This is a genomic window from Pedobacter roseus (genome assembly GCF_014395225.1).
Lineage (GTDB): Bacteria > Bacteroidota > Bacteroidia > Sphingobacteriales > Sphingobacteriaceae > Pedobacter > Pedobacter roseus.
The window spans coordinates 657,484-673,445 of the sequence record NZ_CP060723.1 but is presented as its reverse complement, the minus strand read 5'-3'; the positions used below and the strand labels follow the sequence as shown (position 1 = coordinate 673,445).

At 38.4% G+C, this 15,962-nt stretch carries 14 protein-coding genes; 5 read left to right on the top strand and 9 right to left on the bottom strand.

The window, feature by feature from the left end; translation table 11 throughout:
- Window positions 1-396, bottom strand: coding sequence for a MerC domain-containing protein (locus H9L23_RS02965; RefSeq protein ID WP_187593599.1), 396 nt, complete (start codon window positions 394-396; stop codon window positions 1-3).
- A gap of 87 nt (window positions 397-483) precedes the next feature.
- Here H9L23_RS02965 and H9L23_RS02960 point away from each other — a divergent pair, with 87 nt between their 5' ends.
- Window positions 484-1,692: a GTP-binding protein gene (locus tag H9L23_RS02960; protein WP_246474827.1), complete on the top strand. Its 1,209-nt coding sequence runs from the start codon at window positions 484-486 to the stop codon at window positions 1,690-1,692.
- Between the two features lie 354 nt (window positions 1,693-2,046).
- Here H9L23_RS02960 and H9L23_RS27030 read toward each other — a convergent pair whose 3' ends face one another.
- From H9L23_RS27030 to H9L23_RS02945, 3 genes are all read right to left on the bottom strand, one after another.
- A complete protein-coding gene (locus tag H9L23_RS27030; RefSeq protein ID WP_394355251.1) occupies window positions 2,047-2,235 on the bottom strand; it encodes a LytTR family transcriptional regulator DNA-binding domain-containing protein in 189 nt (62 codons plus the stop codon).
- 1,026 nt (window positions 2,236-3,261) lie between these two features.
- Window positions 3,262-4,548: a tyrosine--tRNA ligase gene (gene tyrS / locus H9L23_RS02950; protein ID WP_187593598.1), complete on the bottom strand. Its 1,287-nt coding sequence runs from the start codon at window positions 4,546-4,548 to the stop codon at window positions 3,262-3,264.
- Window positions 4,549-4,598: 50 nt separating this feature from the next.
- Window positions 4,599-5,900, bottom strand: coding sequence for a patatin-like phospholipase family protein (locus H9L23_RS02945; protein WP_187593597.1), 1,302 nt, complete (start codon window positions 5,898-5,900; stop codon window positions 4,599-4,601).
- A gap of 119 nt (window positions 5,901-6,019) precedes the next feature.
- Here H9L23_RS02945 and H9L23_RS02940 point away from each other — a divergent pair, with 119 nt between their 5' ends.
- From H9L23_RS02940 to H9L23_RS02925, 4 genes are all read left to right on the top strand, one after another.
- Window positions 6,020-6,697: an ACP phosphodiesterase gene (locus H9L23_RS02940; protein ID WP_187593596.1), complete on the top strand. Its 678-nt coding sequence runs from the start codon at window positions 6,020-6,022 to the stop codon at window positions 6,695-6,697.
- Window positions 6,698-6,937: 240 nt separating this feature from the next.
- A complete protein-coding gene (gene ligA, locus H9L23_RS02935; RefSeq protein ID WP_187593595.1) occupies window positions 6,938-8,950 on the top strand; it encodes an NAD-dependent DNA ligase LigA in 2,013 nt (670 codons plus the stop codon).
- A gap of 88 nt (window positions 8,951-9,038) precedes the next feature.
- Window positions 9,039-9,926, top strand: coding sequence for a 4-hydroxy-tetrahydrodipicolinate synthase (gene dapA / locus H9L23_RS02930; protein WP_187593594.1), 888 nt, complete (start codon window positions 9,039-9,041; stop codon window positions 9,924-9,926).
- A 219-nt stretch (window positions 9,927-10,145) separates the two neighbouring features.
- Window positions 10,146-10,406, top strand: a complete 261-nt coding sequence (locus H9L23_RS02925) for a hypothetical protein (protein ID WP_187593593.1) — start codon at window positions 10,146-10,148, stop codon at window positions 10,404-10,406.
- 55 nt (window positions 10,407-10,461) lie between these two features.
- On the opposite strand, the gene H9L23_RS02920 is transcribed toward H9L23_RS02925, so the two are convergent.
- The 5 genes from H9L23_RS02920 to ftsZ form a co-directional block, all read right to left on the bottom strand.
- Window positions 10,462-10,935 carry a GNAT family N-acetyltransferase gene (locus H9L23_RS02920; RefSeq protein WP_246474826.1) on the bottom strand — a complete coding sequence of 158 codons (474 nt, stop codon included), beginning with the start codon at window positions 10,933-10,935 and terminating at the stop codon, window positions 10,462-10,464.
- 205 nt (window positions 10,936-11,140) lie between these two features.
- Window positions 11,141-12,115: a helix-turn-helix domain-containing protein gene (locus tag H9L23_RS02915; protein WP_187593591.1), complete on the bottom strand. Its 975-nt coding sequence runs from the start codon at window positions 12,113-12,115 to the stop codon at window positions 11,141-11,143.
- Window positions 12,116-12,461: 346 nt separating this feature from the next.
- Window positions 12,462-12,638: a histone H1 gene (locus tag H9L23_RS02910; RefSeq protein WP_187593590.1), complete on the bottom strand. Its 177-nt coding sequence runs from the start codon at window positions 12,636-12,638 to the stop codon at window positions 12,462-12,464.
- Window positions 12,639-12,896: 258 nt separating this feature from the next.
- Window positions 12,897-14,138, bottom strand: a complete 1,242-nt coding sequence (locus H9L23_RS02905; protein WP_025144499.1) for an aminotransferase class I/II-fold pyridoxal phosphate-dependent enzyme — start codon at window positions 14,136-14,138, stop codon at window positions 12,897-12,899.
- A gap of 170 nt (window positions 14,139-14,308) precedes the next feature.
- Window positions 14,309-15,940: a cell division protein FtsZ gene (gene ftsZ / locus H9L23_RS02900; protein WP_187593589.1), complete on the bottom strand. Its 1,632-nt coding sequence runs from the start codon at window positions 15,938-15,940 to the stop codon at window positions 14,309-14,311.
- Window positions 15,941-15,962 lie beyond the last annotated feature (22 nt).

The window sequence follows — 15,962 nt, the reverse complement described above, 5'->3', positions numbered from 1 at the left end:
TTAGTGTTGATGGTCTATCGGGCAGGATTTGAGCATCCGCAGGTTGATGAAATGTGCAGCAGCAATGGTAAAGCCACCTAGTGGGATCAAAACAGGCTCCAACAGCTCAATCCCGGAGAAGTGCCCCATTGCAATACAGGCAAAACCTGCGATAAGCACTAAAATTGGTAAAATACGATGGTGCTGTTTCCGGTAAGCCGAACTGAGGCTCCATATCCCAATGATCAATGAAACTACTATCATCGCAATTTCAACCGCTTCGTTGGCCAGAAAATCCATACCCCACATTGGCAATACAGTAATAAAAAATGGTAGGGCAGCGCAGTGTATGGCACAAAGTGTTGAGGCGGTAATACCGATCCGGTCGAGGTTGATTTTGTAGCTCCGTAATTTCATTAAAAATAAATTTAGTCCACAAATATAAAAGCAATATGGTTGCATTTAAAATATTCAGCACTATATTTGCAACATAATTGCATTAACATGATAAAAAAATTACCGGTAACCGTATTAAGCGGTTTCCTGGGCAGTGGTAAAACCACTTTGCTAAACGCTATCTTAAAGAATAAAAAGAACTTAAAAGTAGCTGTAATTGTGAACGATATGAGCGAGGTAAACATTGATGCCTCCTTAATTAAAAACGAGCACAGCCTATCGAAAACAGAAGAAAAACTGGTTGAAATGAGTAATGGCTGCATCTGCTGTACGCTGCGTGAAGACCTAATGATCGAAGTGGAAAAACTGGCAAAAGAAAACCGTTTTGATTACCTGCTGATTGAAAGTACCGGCATATCGGAACCGGTCCCTGTTGCACAGACTTTTTCTTTTATTGATGAAACATCGGGCATTGACCTTAGCCGGTTTAGCCAGCTGGACACCATGGTAACCGTGGTAGATGCCTATAACTTTTATCAGGATTTTGGCTCAGCAGAAAAACTGGCTGATAGGAATATGGTTGATGATGCCGCAGACAGGCGCACGATTGTAAACCTGCTTACCGATCAGATCGAATTTGCCAATGTGATTTTATTGAACAAAACCGACCTGGTAAGTGATAGTGACATTAAAGTACTGAGGGCATTAATTTCCAAATTAAACCCGGATGCAAAAATTTATGAAACACTTTTTGGAGAAATAGATCCTGCCCTTATTTTAAATACAGGACTGTTCGATTTTGAATCGGCATCAGAAGGTGCAGGCTGGAAAAAAGAACTGGAAGAGGTTCATCAGCCCGAAACTGAAGAATACGGCATCAGTTCTATGGTATTCCGCTCCAAAAAACCCTTTCACCCCGAAAGGTTATGGCATTACATTAATAAAGAATTCCCGCAAAACGTAATCCGCTCAAAAGGCATATTTTACCTGGCAGCTATGCCAGAGCAGGCCATTAACTTTTCGCAGGCAGGTGGCTCTTTACGTATCGATCCTGCCGGTGTTTGGTGGGCAAGTATGAACCTGCAGGAACGGGAACAATACAGCTATTATTTGGAGAACAGAGTAGCAATACATGCTGATTGGGACAATGATTTCGGTGACCGTAAAAATGAGCTGGTTTTTATCGGTCAGGAAATGGACGCTGAAGAATTAAAAAAATCGCTAACCACATGTTTATTAACGGATAGTGAAATTATGAATTATAAAACTGGAAAAGGTTTTAAAAACCCGTTCGAGCGTGTAATCTTCCAGGATTAATGGAAAATAGTCGACGAAATAAATAAAATGGTAGTTTTTCTACTACATTATTTGCATTTATTTTGTTTAAATTTGATTTCCCAAACAACTATACTTACTATGACATCGCCCAAGGAATTATCTGTGGTTTCAACCTGTCCATCCTGTCCAAAATGCAAAAATTTTGAGACCTACAGGGTGCCGAGAGGTTTTATATTCAAAACACTCATGCCATGGGTTTCCATCAAGCGGTATAAATGTTATAAATGTTTTAATAAATTTTACGTATTTAAATAGTCCCGTCTAGTACTAATCATTTAAGCCACCCTAAAAAGTGGCTTTTTTGGTATCATACCTGGTAGCATCAAACTAATATCATTTAAGTGCAGCATGCTGCAGCTTTTTAAACACATATTCTTTATAACTTGCGCTAATAGGAAGCTCTTTGCTCCCAATTTCCACATCATAGGCTGTAAAAGCAGTTACTTTTTTCAGGTTAACAATAAATGAGCGGTGAATACGCAAAAATACAGTTTCCCCTAACTCCGTTTCCAGATCGCCGATTTTGTATTTAGCAGTGATTTTTTTATCTGTGCAGTGAATGACAATATAATCCTTTGAACTATCGGAAGATTAACCACCGCTACATTGGTTTACCGTTTTAACCGGAAGAAAGATGAAAAGGACAGGTTGCCGGATCAGGAGTAAATCAAAAACAAATAAATTAAACTTAAAATAAAAGCTTTTAGATCCTATATCATAGTGGGAAAGGTTTTTTTTGAAAGAAAGCCAACTATATATCCTTTATATAGAAAAATTTATCAAAAACTGTTAATTTTGACATACAGGATAAATCTTAAAATAGAAATGCCAAGTTTGAATATAATATCGAAGCGATTAGAACACTTGTCTGAAATCCCGGATAAAAAGGAAACAATATTTCTAAACGATATCCGTAAAGAATTCCGGCAGGATCTCCAGCATTTTATTTTTGGAGAAACCCTGATGATTAAAGAGGGAAAACCTGTTATCGGGAAAAACCTTTATAGAAACTGGCTTCTTAAAATTAAGACCAAAGGGTTTGATTATGATATTAAGTTTCTTTAATGGAGATTTCAGTAATCAATTTATTTCCTTCCGGGTAACATTGTTAAAAATTTCGTGCATTTTATTTCTAAGATCGATTCCACTTTGAATATTCAAAACAGTGAAAGCCAGTACAAAGGGAAAAATGAAATATTTAAAACCAAATAACATTACAATAAGCATTAAAATGCCCATTATTACTCCAAATACAGATAGCGAAAATTGAAACTTTAAACTTTACTTTTTGCTGACGCTGTTAATTTCGAAACTTCCATGATTTACCCTGCCCCAATCAGACTGTTTAGTAATATATGGACCGCCATGCCATCTTTCTCCAAACAAGATTTTTTTCTACGTTCGGTCCGCAACTTCATAATCCAGTTTTCTTAATTCCTGGATATACGTTTCATTAGAATTTCTTCCGGAATATCAACTTCCCGTTCTATTTTAAATTCAAGCCCAATGAAAAAACCTTCTATTTTTATTTTCATTGGGCTTGTAAATTTATTCTGCAATTAAAAGAAAGTAGTTTTTCTTTCCTTTTTGTACCACGATGAATTTATCGTTGATTAGATGATCTGCATTAAAGATCTGCGCCATTTCAGCTACCTTTTCCTTATTTACAGAAACACCCCCACCTTGAATAGTCTTCTTAGCCTCTCCCTTTGATGGAAAAATGGCCGATTTTTCTGCTAACAAGCTTGCTGCATCAATTCCAGCTCCAAGCTCTTCAATCAGAATCTTATATTGAGGAATCCCATCAAATATATCTAATACGGCTTTATCTGATAAACCCCTTAAAAATTCAAGAGATCCGTTTCCGAACAAAAACTCAGAAGTTTTAATAGCGGTTTCGAAGGCTTCTGCCGAGTGCGTTTTGATGGTGATATCCTCAGCCAAAGCTTTTTGAAGAATACGCAGGTGTGGTGCAACATCGTGTTCTTTTTCCAAAGCCTCAATCTCTTCTTTAGTTTTTAGCGTAAAAATACGGATCCATTTTTTCACATCATCATCTGATGCATTTAACCAGAACTGGTAAAATTTATATGGTGAAGTTTTCTCAGGATCCAACCAAACGGCGCCACTCTCGGTTTTACCGAATTTGGTTCCATCTGCTTTTTTGATCAGCTGCGTGGTAATCGCATAAGCTGTTCCGGCATCTTTCCTTCTGATTAGCTCTGTACCTGTAACAATGTTTCCCCATTGATCGGAACCACCCATCTGCACTAAACAGTTTTCATTTTTCCATAAATGGTAAAAATCGTATCCTTGAATCAACTGGTAACAGAATTCGGTAAACGACAAACCAGAATCGCCTTCCAAACGTCTTTTAACGCTGTCTTTCGCCATCATGTAGTTTACGGTAATGTGTTTACCTACATCCCTGATAAAGGTAAAAAGGTTCATATCCTTAAACCAATCCGCATTATTAACCATTACCGCTCCATTTCCACCTTCTTCAAATTTCAGGAATTTAGCCAACTGCTTTTTCATTCCTTTTAGGTTATGCTCGATCATTTCGGGCGTTTGAAGATTACGTTCATCAGATTTTCCCGACGGATCGCCCACCATACCTGTAGCTCCACCCACCAAAGCAAATGGCTTGTGACCTGCATTTTGAAAATGGATCAGCGTCATGATCTGCGTTAAGTGACCAACATGCAATGAATCTGCAGTAGGGTCAAAACCGATATAACCAGATGTCATACCCTCGTTTAACTTTTCCTCAGTATTCGGCATAATATCATGCAGCATGCCACGCCATCTTAACTCTTCAACAAAATTCGTCATTGTACAAACACTTTAATAATGTGCGTGCAAAGATAAAATTTTAGCTTAGTTTAAAGCAAATTAGTTGGATTTGTAAACCAGTTCTTAAAATCAGTCATTGCCGCATTAAAATCGTGATGGCCAATGAGGCAGTTGAGGTTTGAACTGCTTCTGATCGACTGATTGGGTACTCCTTCGCCATCCAACCAGTTATCGCATAGTTTTTTGATCAGTGCTACCTCCTCATCTTTTACCGCATCCATATCCATACTGTTGAGTTTCACATAATCTTCTTTATTGATGCCAGCAGGCAGGTCCCAGTATTTACCGGCAGCATCGTCAACCAATATCGGTCTTAGTGCCGGATTCATACGTATAAAATCTACCGGTTTTCCTGGCATATCAGGATTCAGGATCATGTAGGCCACAAAAGCCGCAGTATCAGGCGGATCGTTTAAAATACTCGTCCCCATTTTCTGGATATCCCTGATCAGTCCCGGAGCTTCTTGTTTTGCTTTAAGTTCATCATATTTTACCGGGGTTTCTTCATCATACTGCAGTTGCGAAACTGTACCGGTACCAATAGAAAGCACCTGTACATGCTCAATGCCGCTGCGCATCCTGTTACAAATGGCCTCTGTTACAGCAACAAGTACCGGATTATTATTGCCCGTAACCCCTCCATCCCAATAATATTTCGGTTTATTGTTGACCAGAAAAGTAGCGGGTTCATTAAAATAGTTTACGGGTGCGGTACTGGAAGCATGCACGGCATCAACCAAACTCACCATACAATCAGACGGTGCTGCAGCCTGTGGAGACAGGTTTTTAAGTTTGCGTTCGATAACAGAAGTGGAGGCCATACTATCACAATCTGACCTGAAAAGTTCGGCCCTATTTCGGTAATAATCGTATCCAACGATCAGAAACTGTGTCTTGCTTTCATTATCCAAAGCAATATGCGCCGGGATATCCGTCAAGTCAATTTGCGCAATGCCTGGTAAAATTTCCTTTAGCGCCAGGTGTTTGCGTTTGGTAGCATATTTGGCACCGATTTTAAATATTCTTGCGACACTCGCCAGTAAACTTTTTTCGAAGAAGCTCAGTTTTGAAAAAACCTTGTTCCGCAGTTTTTCATCTTCAAATATTTTTTCTATTTCAGAAAGTTTAAGGTTTTCTGCCATGGCTGCTGCCACTAAACTACCACCACTGTTGGCAGATACCAGATCGAACTTTGCCAAAACTTCGTGACCAGTGGGATCGGGATTATTAAAGGTTTCGGCAAAGAGTTTGCGCAGGCATTTCACCTGGATGAGCGCCCAGGAACCACCGCCATCGAGCGATAATATCCTGTAAGTTTTAGCATTAGGCATGATGCGTGGGATTAGGAATACTTAAAGCTATGCATAATTAAGCGGCTAAACAATAAAGATTTATGGTCAATATTTATAATTCTGGTTTTACAACCTGCAATAAAACATTACCTTGCAGCATGAATTTTTTATCCCATTATTATTTCGATAGGGCAAATATTGATGCCAATGTGGTAATGGGAACTGTTTTGCCTGATCTGATCAAAAACGCAGCAAAGGAGGCGAATTTATATCCCCAAAAGAATGAATTCCTGTTTAAGGGAAATCTGGATGAAGAAGGCCTGCTAAGTGGCTGGAAAAGACATTTAGCGGTAGATCTGTATTTCCACTCTTCCGATTTCTTTCTGGAAAAGACTACCGAACTTAAACAGCTTGTTAAGCCCATTGTAGAAAACACTGCTGTAAGGCCTTCATTCCTTGCCCATATTGGTTTAGAACTTTTGCTTGATCATTTATTGATCGAACATAACCTTATTCAGGTACATCACTTTTACGATAAGCTCAATGCCGTAAAAAAAGAATCTTTAAGTGATTTTCTGGAACATTGTAACCTGAAAAATCCGCAAGTATTTTTTAACTTTCTGGAGAAATTCATCAGCAGTAAATACCTCTTAAGCTATCAGCAACTCGAAAACATCAGTTATGCGCTGAACAGGATATGCATGCGCCTTTGGCCCCAAACACTAAACGAAATACAGCTGCAACAACTTACTTTCGAACTTGGGATTTTTAAAGCGGTTTTACAAAAAGATTTTATGGATGTTTTCAAGGAAATTGAGGGGAAGATAAACCTGTAAGAGAAATCGTCATTTCAACTAGAACGTAGTGGAATGAAGAAACCTAAAAAAAGTCGCCATATCGAGGCACTAAGCAATCTTAAAACAATTGCTATAATCAAGGGCCGCAGATTGCTTGGTCGGCTGAAAAAGTCTTTTCGCAGTGAAGATTTCTCGCAAACTACATAAAAATGCTAAACAGAACGTTTTTTTTTGTTTTCCACACCATAAAACCCTTTCATCCTTTTTTTATATTTGTAAATGCCCCAAATTGCAATAAAAGAAGAAATGGACACCCTTGTGGCCGAATTAAACCAGCACAATTATAATTATTACGTGCTGGCTATGCCCACTATTGGCGATTATGAGTTTGATAAAAAATTAAAACATTTAGCCGAGCTGGAGAAAGCAAACCCTGATTTTGCAGATCCCAATTCGCCTACCCAGCGTGTAGGTGGCGATATCACCAAAAACTTCATCACCGTAAACCATAAATACCCCATGTTATCCTTGGGGAATACCTATAATGAGCAAGATCTCCGTGACTTTGACGAACGTATCCGTAAAGCTATTGGTGATAATTTTGAATATGTATGTGAGCTTAAATTTGATGGTTTATCCATTAGCCTGACCTACGAAAACGGTAAACTTTTGCGTGCGGTTACCCGTGGCGATGGTACCAAAGGCGATGATGTAACCAATAATGTAAAAACCATCCATACCATTCCCCACCAGATTAAATCGAGCGTTGCGCCTGAACATTTCGAAATTCGTGGAGAGATTTTTATGCATAAGGCGGCTTTCTTACGTTTAAATGCTGCCAGAGAAGAATTGGGTGAAATTCCTTACGCAAATCCGCGGAACTTTGCCTCTGGAACCATTAAAATGCAGGATAGTAAGGAAGTGGCTAAACGACCTTTAGACGGCTTCATCTATTTCCTTTATACAGATAAAAATGAATTCAAAACCCATTGGGAAAGTTTAAATGCAGTAAAAGAGTGGGGTTTCCACGTTTGCGAACACAACAGACTGGTTTCCAATATAGATGCCGTTTTGGAATTTATCCACCATTGGGAAAATGAGCGTTTTAAGCTCAGTTACGATATTGATGGTATTGTTATTAAAGTTAACAATTACTCGCAGCAGCAAGAGCTTGGTTTTACCTCTAAATCACCTCGTTGGGCAATCTCTTATAAATATAAAGCTGCAGAGGTTGAAACTGTTTTGGAAAAAGTTACCTACCAGGTTGGCAGAACGGGTGCTGTTACCCCTGTAGCCAATTTAAAACCTGTTTTACTTGCCGGAACGACCGTTAAACGTGCCACTTTACATAATGCCAACGAAATTGACCGTTTAGATTTACACGAAGGGGATACCGTTTATGTAGAAAAAGGAGGCGAAATTATCCCCAAAATCATCAAGGTAAATTTAGATAAACGTTTCGCAGGGGCAGCAAAAGTACATTACCTGCATAACTGCCCTGAATGTGGAACGGAACTGATCAGAAAAGAAGGTGAAGCGGTACACTACTGTCCAAACGATGAGGGCTGTCCACCGCAGATTGTTGGGAAAATACAGCACTTTATTTCTCGCAAAGCGATGAATATTGATGGACTTGGCGACGAAACCATCGAAACATTTTACAAGCACGGTTTGGTAAACCATATCAGCGATTTATATACGCTATATCAAAAATCAGATCAGCTTAAAACATTAGACCGTTTCGGAGAACGTTCAATTGAAAATATGCTTGCCGGGATTGAAAAGTCGAAAGAAATGCCTTTTGAGAAAGTGCTTTTTGGTTTGGGAATCCGCTACGTTGGCGAAACTGTCGCCAGAAAAACAGCCGCCGGAGTAATGAATATCGACAATCTTGCTAAAGCTACCGTAGAAGAATTGATTTCAATTGATGAAATCGGACAGCGCATTGCAGAGAGCATTGTTGAGTATTTTGGAAAAGAAGAGCACTTAAAGCAGGTGGAATTATTAAAATTAGCAGGATTACAGTTCGAAATTGAAGAAAAGGTAATTACGCTTGATAGTGACAGACTTATTGGAAAAACATTCGTAATTTCGGGCGTTTTTGAGAACTATAGCCGCGATGAGCTAAAAGACTTGATTGAGGCCAATGGAGGCAAGATGCTGAGCGGTATATCGGGTAAATTAAATTACCTGGTGGCGGGCGATAACATGGGGCCTTCAAAACTGGAAAAAGCGAATAAACTAAACGTCCCGATGATCAGCGATGCTGAGCTATTGGAAATGATAAAATAAAGTGAGAGAAGGGTTGAATTAGTGAATGATAAAATGCAGCAGACGTTCTATCATTCACTAATCAAAATTCAATAATTATAAATTAAAAATGAACAAATTTCAGGGTACTGGTGTAGCATTGGTTACGCCTTTCAACACAGATGGATCAGTTGATTATAATGGCTTAAAAAACCTGATTAATCATTTGGTAGACGGAGGGATAAATTACCTCGTTTCTTTAGGTACAACCGGCGAAACCGCTACAATGACCAAGGACGAGAAGAAGAAGGTGTGGGCCTATACTGCTGAAATTAATAACAACAGATTACCATTGGTTGCCGGAATTGGTGGAAACGATACTTTAGCAGTTGCTGAAGACATTAAATCATTCGATACTACCGGTTATAGTGCAATTTTATCCGTTAGTCCGTATTACAATAAACCTACACAGGAAGGCATTTACCAGCACTATAAGTATTTAGCTGAAGTTTCCCCTTTGGACCTCATTTTATACAACGTGCCAGGCCGTACAGGAAGTAATATGAGTCCGGAAACAACCTGCAGATTGGCGCATGATTTTAAAAACATCATTGCAACAAAAGAAGCTTCAGGAAGTTTCGACCAGTTTAACCAGATTATGAGAGATAAACCTAAAGATTTCCTTTTAATCTCTGGCGATGATCCGGTTACCTTACCCATGATTGCCTTGGGCGCTGCTGGTATTATCTCGGTAATTGGAAATGCATTGCCTAAACAATTTACCGATATGGTTAATCTGTGCCTGGCAGGAGATTATAAAGCAGCTTTGCCTGCACACTTAAGTTTGGTAGAATTTACCCGTTTGGCTTTTGCAGAAGGTAATCCTGCCGGCGTTAAAGCTGCACTTAAACACATTGGCATTTGCGGTGATACTGTTCGACTACCATTAGTTAAAGCTTCATCGTCTTTAGAGAAGCTTATTATTGCCGAAGTTGAAAAACTAAGTGTAGTAGCTTAAGATATCTTTCAATAATAATATTCGGGAACAGACTGTTTGATTTTGCTAAAAGCGCAAAAGATAGCAGTCTGTTTTTTTATGTGTAAATAAAAAAATAGAAAACAAACTCATCATCAGCACATTAGAACTAAAAACAAAAAATTTAGTTTGATTGAAGTTTTAGTGTCGTTCAGGGCATTATTATTGAATTGCGTTTCTACACACACAAATAAACACACAATGAGAAATTTAATTTTGATTGGCCTGGCATTGGTTATGCTAATCTGTAGGGCCTTTGTTGGCTTCGACCCTAATTTTACAATGGGCATGTCGGAATCTGATTTTAAAAAGAAAAACAAGCCAGAGCTGGTTGCTGCTAATGAAGGTGGAACCAGAATTTACAGTACCTATCATGCCGCTACGGATTTCAAATTTTTCTTCTTCCGCAACGAAAAACTTGTACGGTTCGAAAAAGGGAAAAATGCAGATGATTATCAGTGATTGAAATACTAGCAAAGAAGGCTTCGAATGATTTTCAAAGCCCTTCTCTATCTTTTTAGGCAATTAATTTATTCCTTCTTTCCACTAAAAGGTTATCCTGCCATACACCTTTCGCTTTCCCTATCTTTTCGCGGTACCCTACTACTCTGAAGCCAGCTTTTTCATGGATTTTTAATAATGCAGAATTCTGCAGAAAAATACCTGCTTGAAGCATCCAGATGCCCTTTTTATCACTTTCTGTAATTAACGCATTTAATAAAGATGAACCTATACCCTGCCCTTTATATCCCGATTTAACGTAAACTTCGATTTCTCCAACACCATTAGCATCATAATTTGCTACCACAGGCAAAAGCGCACTCCAACCTATGATTTCTTTATCTTGTAGCGCCACAAATCTGCAGCCTTTAAGGTGCGATGAATCCCAATCCTTCCAGGAAATATCAGGCGTTCTAAAACTTGCAGTTCCTGTTTCAATTCCTTCCCGATAAATCGCACTAACTTCCTCCCAATCTGATGAGCGCATCATTCTAATCATAGTTTAATCAATTTTAGCAATTCTATTAACCTATAAATCCTATAGTTTATGTTTGATATACTAAAATAATTAATCGAAATCCTTATTACATAGTTTGCAGAAACAAGTTTGTCCTGTATTATAAATCAACACAACTATATCAACAAAAATACCTTATAAGCTATTTTTCGTAACAAAAACGTTAGATCAATGTTTTTTACTTATTTAGGTTTTTCGAGTATTCCAAGGGACTCATCCCGACAAATTTTTTGAAAGCAATGTAAAAGGCGCTTCGCGAAGAAAAGCCTGCACTATAGGCCAATGCTTCCAAAGTAAAGTTTTGCATAATCTCAGGGTTCCTGATGCTTTCTTTAATCCAGTTTATGCGGTACTGGTTAATGTAATCGATAAAACTTTTGTTGAAATAACGGTTCAATACAACCGAAAGCCGATGACTACTTATTCCTATATCTTTAGCGAGCGCGTGGAGCCTGATATCCTTATTCCGAAATGACTGTTGTTTATTTACATGCATCTCCAACTTTTTGCCCCATTCTTCAAGTTCTTCATTTTGATTTTTAGGAAGAGTAAAGCTTTTTCTGATGGATAAAAGCGTTGAGGTTTTAACATTCAGCAGCGAGGCGATTAGCTCTAAGGGTAAACGGTCTAAATAACCGGGATTGGTTTTGGCAAAATAGAGGTATCTTTCTTTGGCATTCCCTACACGTATAATATGCGCACGTTGCTGGGCATCTTTGTAATATTTTTCCAAAACCACCCTGAAAATATAATTCAGTTCGAAATGATGGGAAAAAAGCCGGTTAAGCTCGCTGTTGTGCATGGCAAGCAATTGGGTATCTTCTACCGCTACCACATATTCATGGGAATAGTCAGAGCCATGAAGCCCCGAAATGGAACTTACAAAATCGTGCTCAACAGATATATAAGTGGTGATTTTTCTCTTATTATGTGTGGTACAGCCCATTAACGCACCTTTAACAATGAAATACATGTATTCACATAACTCGTTCTCGTTGAAAAGTATCTGTCCTTTTTTGATCTGTACACGTAAAAGGTTCTGCTGAAACGCTTCGATTAATTTAATATCTACAGGATGCACAGTACGCATAACATCCAGCACAAGCCCGACATCTTCACTATTTGCCTGATGATAATGTAAATGTTCTGACACCTGATATTGTTAACAGTGGTAATTATTTATATCTATTTATCTGAATACGCAGATCTTTTTGAGAGCGGTGCCATTTTCTTATTATACTTTACATTTAAACGCAAGGTATTAATAAACTAAAAATGGTGAAGTTAATTTTTGGATTTTTTACAAGGATCAACAGAAATGTGGACATCCTTTGTAAAAGAAGAAAGCTATGAAAAATTACGCAATCGATGATAAATTGTCTTATATATTTTACAGTATTTCGCAGTTATTTTATCCGTCTCGAAAACTTGACTAAAATGGACATTAACAAAAAAAGCCCCAGGAAATTCCCTGAGGCTCATATAAATATTTTGATTGCTTAAGCTTTGTTTTTGGTATCTTGTACTTCCAAACGAATTGCTTGAGCTAAATTTTTCAGATCCTGCATGCCTTTACGAACACGGGTACCAGCAGCACTATTACCTTTGCTATAAAATTTGTCTGCATCAGCTTCCAAAGCTGCCACTAAACTTTTTACTTCTTCGAATTTTTTCATTTTTAATTAATTTATGGTTCTTTTAAGGTGATTTTAAATTACGTAACTCTAATTTAAAGTGTTTGATGAAATAAAAAAATTTTTGGAAGAATAAAAAACAGGCTTATTTATCATTTTTTTCCACATATATGGGGTTTATACACATATTTAGCAAAAATTAATTACACAAATACCTAAAGAACAACAACTTACAAAAAACATTTAAATAAAAAAGCCCTTTAAAGGTATTTAAAGGGCTTTGTAATATTTTAATTGATCTTAAACGGTTGCGAAAAGATTTTCTTTATAATATCCGTTTTCTAATTTTTCTGCTACTTCACTAAAAGCATCTAAAGTACGTTGCACATCTTCTAATGTATGAACTGCAGTAGGAATTAAACGTAATTCGATCATGCCTTTTGGAATTACCGGATACACTACGATTGAACAGAAAATACTATAGTTTTCACGTAAGTCGTAAGTAATTGCAGTTGCATCAGAAAGCTCTCCTTTTAAGAAAACAGGGGTAACTACTGAATCGGTAACACCTAAATCGAAACCGCGTTCGCGTAAACCCTTTTGAAGGGTCATGGCAATTTCCCAAAGTTTATCTTTTAACTCAGGCTGGCTTTTCAGCAGTTCTAAGCGTTTTAATAAACCAATTACCATTGGCATAGGCAATGCCTTTGCAAAGGTCTGAGAACGCATGTTATATCTTAAGAAATTAGTGATCTGTTCGGTTGAGGCCACAAAAGCACCAATACCCGCCATTGATTTGGCAAAAGTTCCGAAATAAACATCAATACCATCGATACAATCCTGCGCTTCGTGTGTACCGGCACCGGTTTTACCCATTGTACCGAAACCATGAGCATCATCAACCAGGATACGAAAATTGAATTCTTTTTTAAGCTCAACAATTTCTTTTAATTTTCCCTGGGCACCGCTCATTCCGAAAACACCTTCGGTAATTAACAGGATACCCCCACCAGTTTCTTCAACCAGCTTGGTAGCACGCTCTAATTGTTTACGGGCACTTTCGATATCATTATGTTTGTACACAAAACGTTTACCCATGTGCAAACGCAATCCATCTACAATACAGGCATGAGATTCTGCATCATACACCACTACATCATTGCGATCAACTAAAGTATCGATAATAGATACCATGCCCTGATAACCATAGTTTAATAAAAATGCATCAGGCTTGCCAACAAATTCGGCCAGTTCTTGCTCTAACTGCTCGTGATAGTTAGAGTTACCGCTCATCATGCGGGCACCCATCGGGTAAGCCATACCAAATTTAGCAGCTGCCTCTTCATCAGCCTTTCTAACTTCCGGGTGATTGGCTAAACCTAAATAGTTGTTTAAACTCCAAACCAAATGTTCTTTTCCGCGGAACTGCATGTGAGGTGCAATCTCTCCTTCTAATTTTGGAAAAGAGAAATACCCATGAGACCATTTCTGGTGTTGACCTAGCGGTCCCATGTGTTTTGCTATTTTATCAAATATATCCAATGTATTATCTGTTTTTTTTATAATAAGAATTTTGCAAATTTAAGCTTTATTCGTCTTAAAATCAACCAACTTGATCTTTTAGGTGTCAATTAAGATTTTTTAACACACTAATTTTATGCCAAAAAAGCCCCGGTTTTACATCGGGGCTTTAAAATTATATTTGGTTTGATCTAATCAACGTTATCGTGCAAGAAAGAATTGTTCGGTCTGATCTCTGTACCGCCATCCTGATCGTTGCTTAAAGTGAAGCGGCTCACCTGCGATTCAGATGAATGCTGTACCTGTTGCAACTGCATTTGTTTACGTTTGTAAGCAGGTTCATTTTCCAGTTCCTGTAAACCGTTTGTGGTGCGCAATTTCATACTTAAATCTTTTAAACGTAAGATACGCTCTTTAGATTTTTTCAACTGCTCTTCCATCGATTCGTCGCTTTTATCATCATCCAAACCAACAACAGGCATTTCGATTTCTGGTTCAGGCTCTGGCATTGGCGGCATCTGGGCAACCGGAGCTTCGAACACGAAATTGGTTTCGGCCAATTTCACCTCAAATTCAAATCCTGTTTCCTGCGCTTCTTCCACCTGTGGTTCTTCTTCCATTAGGGTATGACGAACCACATTGTTTTCAGTATCCTGATTTTTTTGAGCTTCAGCTTTATTGAACATTCCTCCAAACAGATCTGCTTGTGAAACTCCTTCTTTAGCTTTCAACACAGGCTCATAAGAAGGAACTTCTTTTGGCTGCATAAAAGAATTTACAGGCTCAACAAGGCGAACCAACGGTGCTTCTTCTGGTGTTAAGAGTGATATTTTCTTTTTATTTTTTTCTTCTTTTACGCGTTCTTCTGAAGTTTGGAAGCCTGTAGCAATAATGGTTACCGATAGTTTATCACTCAAAGATTCGTCGGTACAGTTACCCCAGATCAAATCGGCAGATAAACCTGCTTTTTCCTGGATGTAATCAGTTATGATCGAAACTTCATCCATCGTTACTTCACGAAGACCAGAACTGATGTTCAATAAGATATAACGGGCACCTTCGATTTCGTTATCCTTTAACAGCGGAGAAGCTAAAGCGCCTTCTACAGCCTGTAAAGCACGGTCTTCACCTTCGGCAGCAAAGCTACCCATGATGGCCACACCGCTATCTTTCATTACGGTACGCACATCTTTAAAATCCACGTTGATATAACCCGGAACAGTAATGATCTCTGCGATCCCTTTTGCAGCAGTTGTTAAAATATCATCAGCCTGACCAAAAGCAGAACCTAAGGTTAAGTTTCCGAAGATTTCGCGCAGGCGGTCGTTTGAGATCACCAGGTAAGAATCTACGTATTTCTTTAACTCTTCCATTCCTTCATCAGCCTGTAACCTACGTCTCTTTCCTTCGAAAGAAAATGGCGTGGTGATGATGGCCACAGTTAAAATATCAAGTTCTTTAGCGGCTTTGGCAATAATCGGAGAAGCTCCTGTACCAGTACCACCACCCATTCCTGCTGTAATGAAAAGCATTTTGGTGGTATTCCCTAACATCGCTTTGATATCATCTATATTTTCTATCGCCGAGTTTTTACCAACCTCAGGGATAGAGCCAGCACCCATTCCTTCGGTTAAACTAGCACCTAATTGCACCTTGTTAGGTATTGGGCTAGATTCCAAAGCTTGGGCATCTGTATTACAAATAATAAAATCCACACCAGTGATACCTGAAAGGTACATATGGTTCACTGCGTTGCCGCCACCGCCTCCAACACCAATTACTTTGATGATTGAAGACTTATCTTTTAACATTTCGAACTGCATATCTTTATGAATCAGTTGTTTA

Excerpts from the sequence above, each read along its gene's own strand:
- H9L23_RS02965 (WP_187593599.1), bottom strand. The coding sequence starts at position 396 with ATGAAATTACGGAGCTACAAAATCAACCTCGACCGGATCGGTATTACC.
- H9L23_RS02960 (WP_246474827.1), top strand. The coding sequence starts at position 484 with ATGATAAAAAAATTACCGGTAACCGTATTAAGCGGTTTCCTGGGCAGT.
- tyrS (WP_187593598.1), bottom strand. The coding sequence starts at position 4,548 with ATGACGAATTTTGTTGAAGAGTTAAGATGGCGTGGCATGCTGCATGAT.
- H9L23_RS02945 (WP_187593597.1), bottom strand. The coding sequence starts at position 5,900 with ATGCCTAATGCTAAAACTTACAGGATATTATCGCTCGATGGCGGTGGT.
- H9L23_RS02940 (WP_187593596.1), top strand. The coding sequence starts at position 6,020 with ATGAATTTTTTATCCCATTATTATTTCGATAGGGCAAATATTGATGCC.
- ligA (WP_187593595.1), top strand. The coding sequence starts at position 6,938 with ATGCCCCAAATTGCAATAAAAGAAGAAATGGACACCCTTGTGGCCGAA.
- dapA (WP_187593594.1), top strand. The coding sequence starts at position 9,039 with ATGAACAAATTTCAGGGTACTGGTGTAGCATTGGTTACGCCTTTCAAC.
- H9L23_RS02925 (WP_187593593.1), top strand. The coding sequence starts at position 10,146 with ATGAGAAATTTAATTTTGATTGGCCTGGCATTGGTTATGCTAATCTGT.
- H9L23_RS02920 (WP_246474826.1), bottom strand. The coding sequence starts at position 10,935 with ATGATGCGCTCATCAGATTGGGAGGAAGTTAGTGCGATTTATCGGGAA.
- H9L23_RS02910 (WP_187593590.1), bottom strand. The coding sequence starts at position 12,638 with ATGAAAAAATTCGAAGAAGTAAAAAGTTTAGTGGCAGCTTTGGAAGCT.
- ftsZ (WP_187593589.1), bottom strand. The coding sequence starts at position 15,940 with ATGCAGTTCGAAATGTTAAAAGATAAGTCTTCAATCATCAAAGTAATT.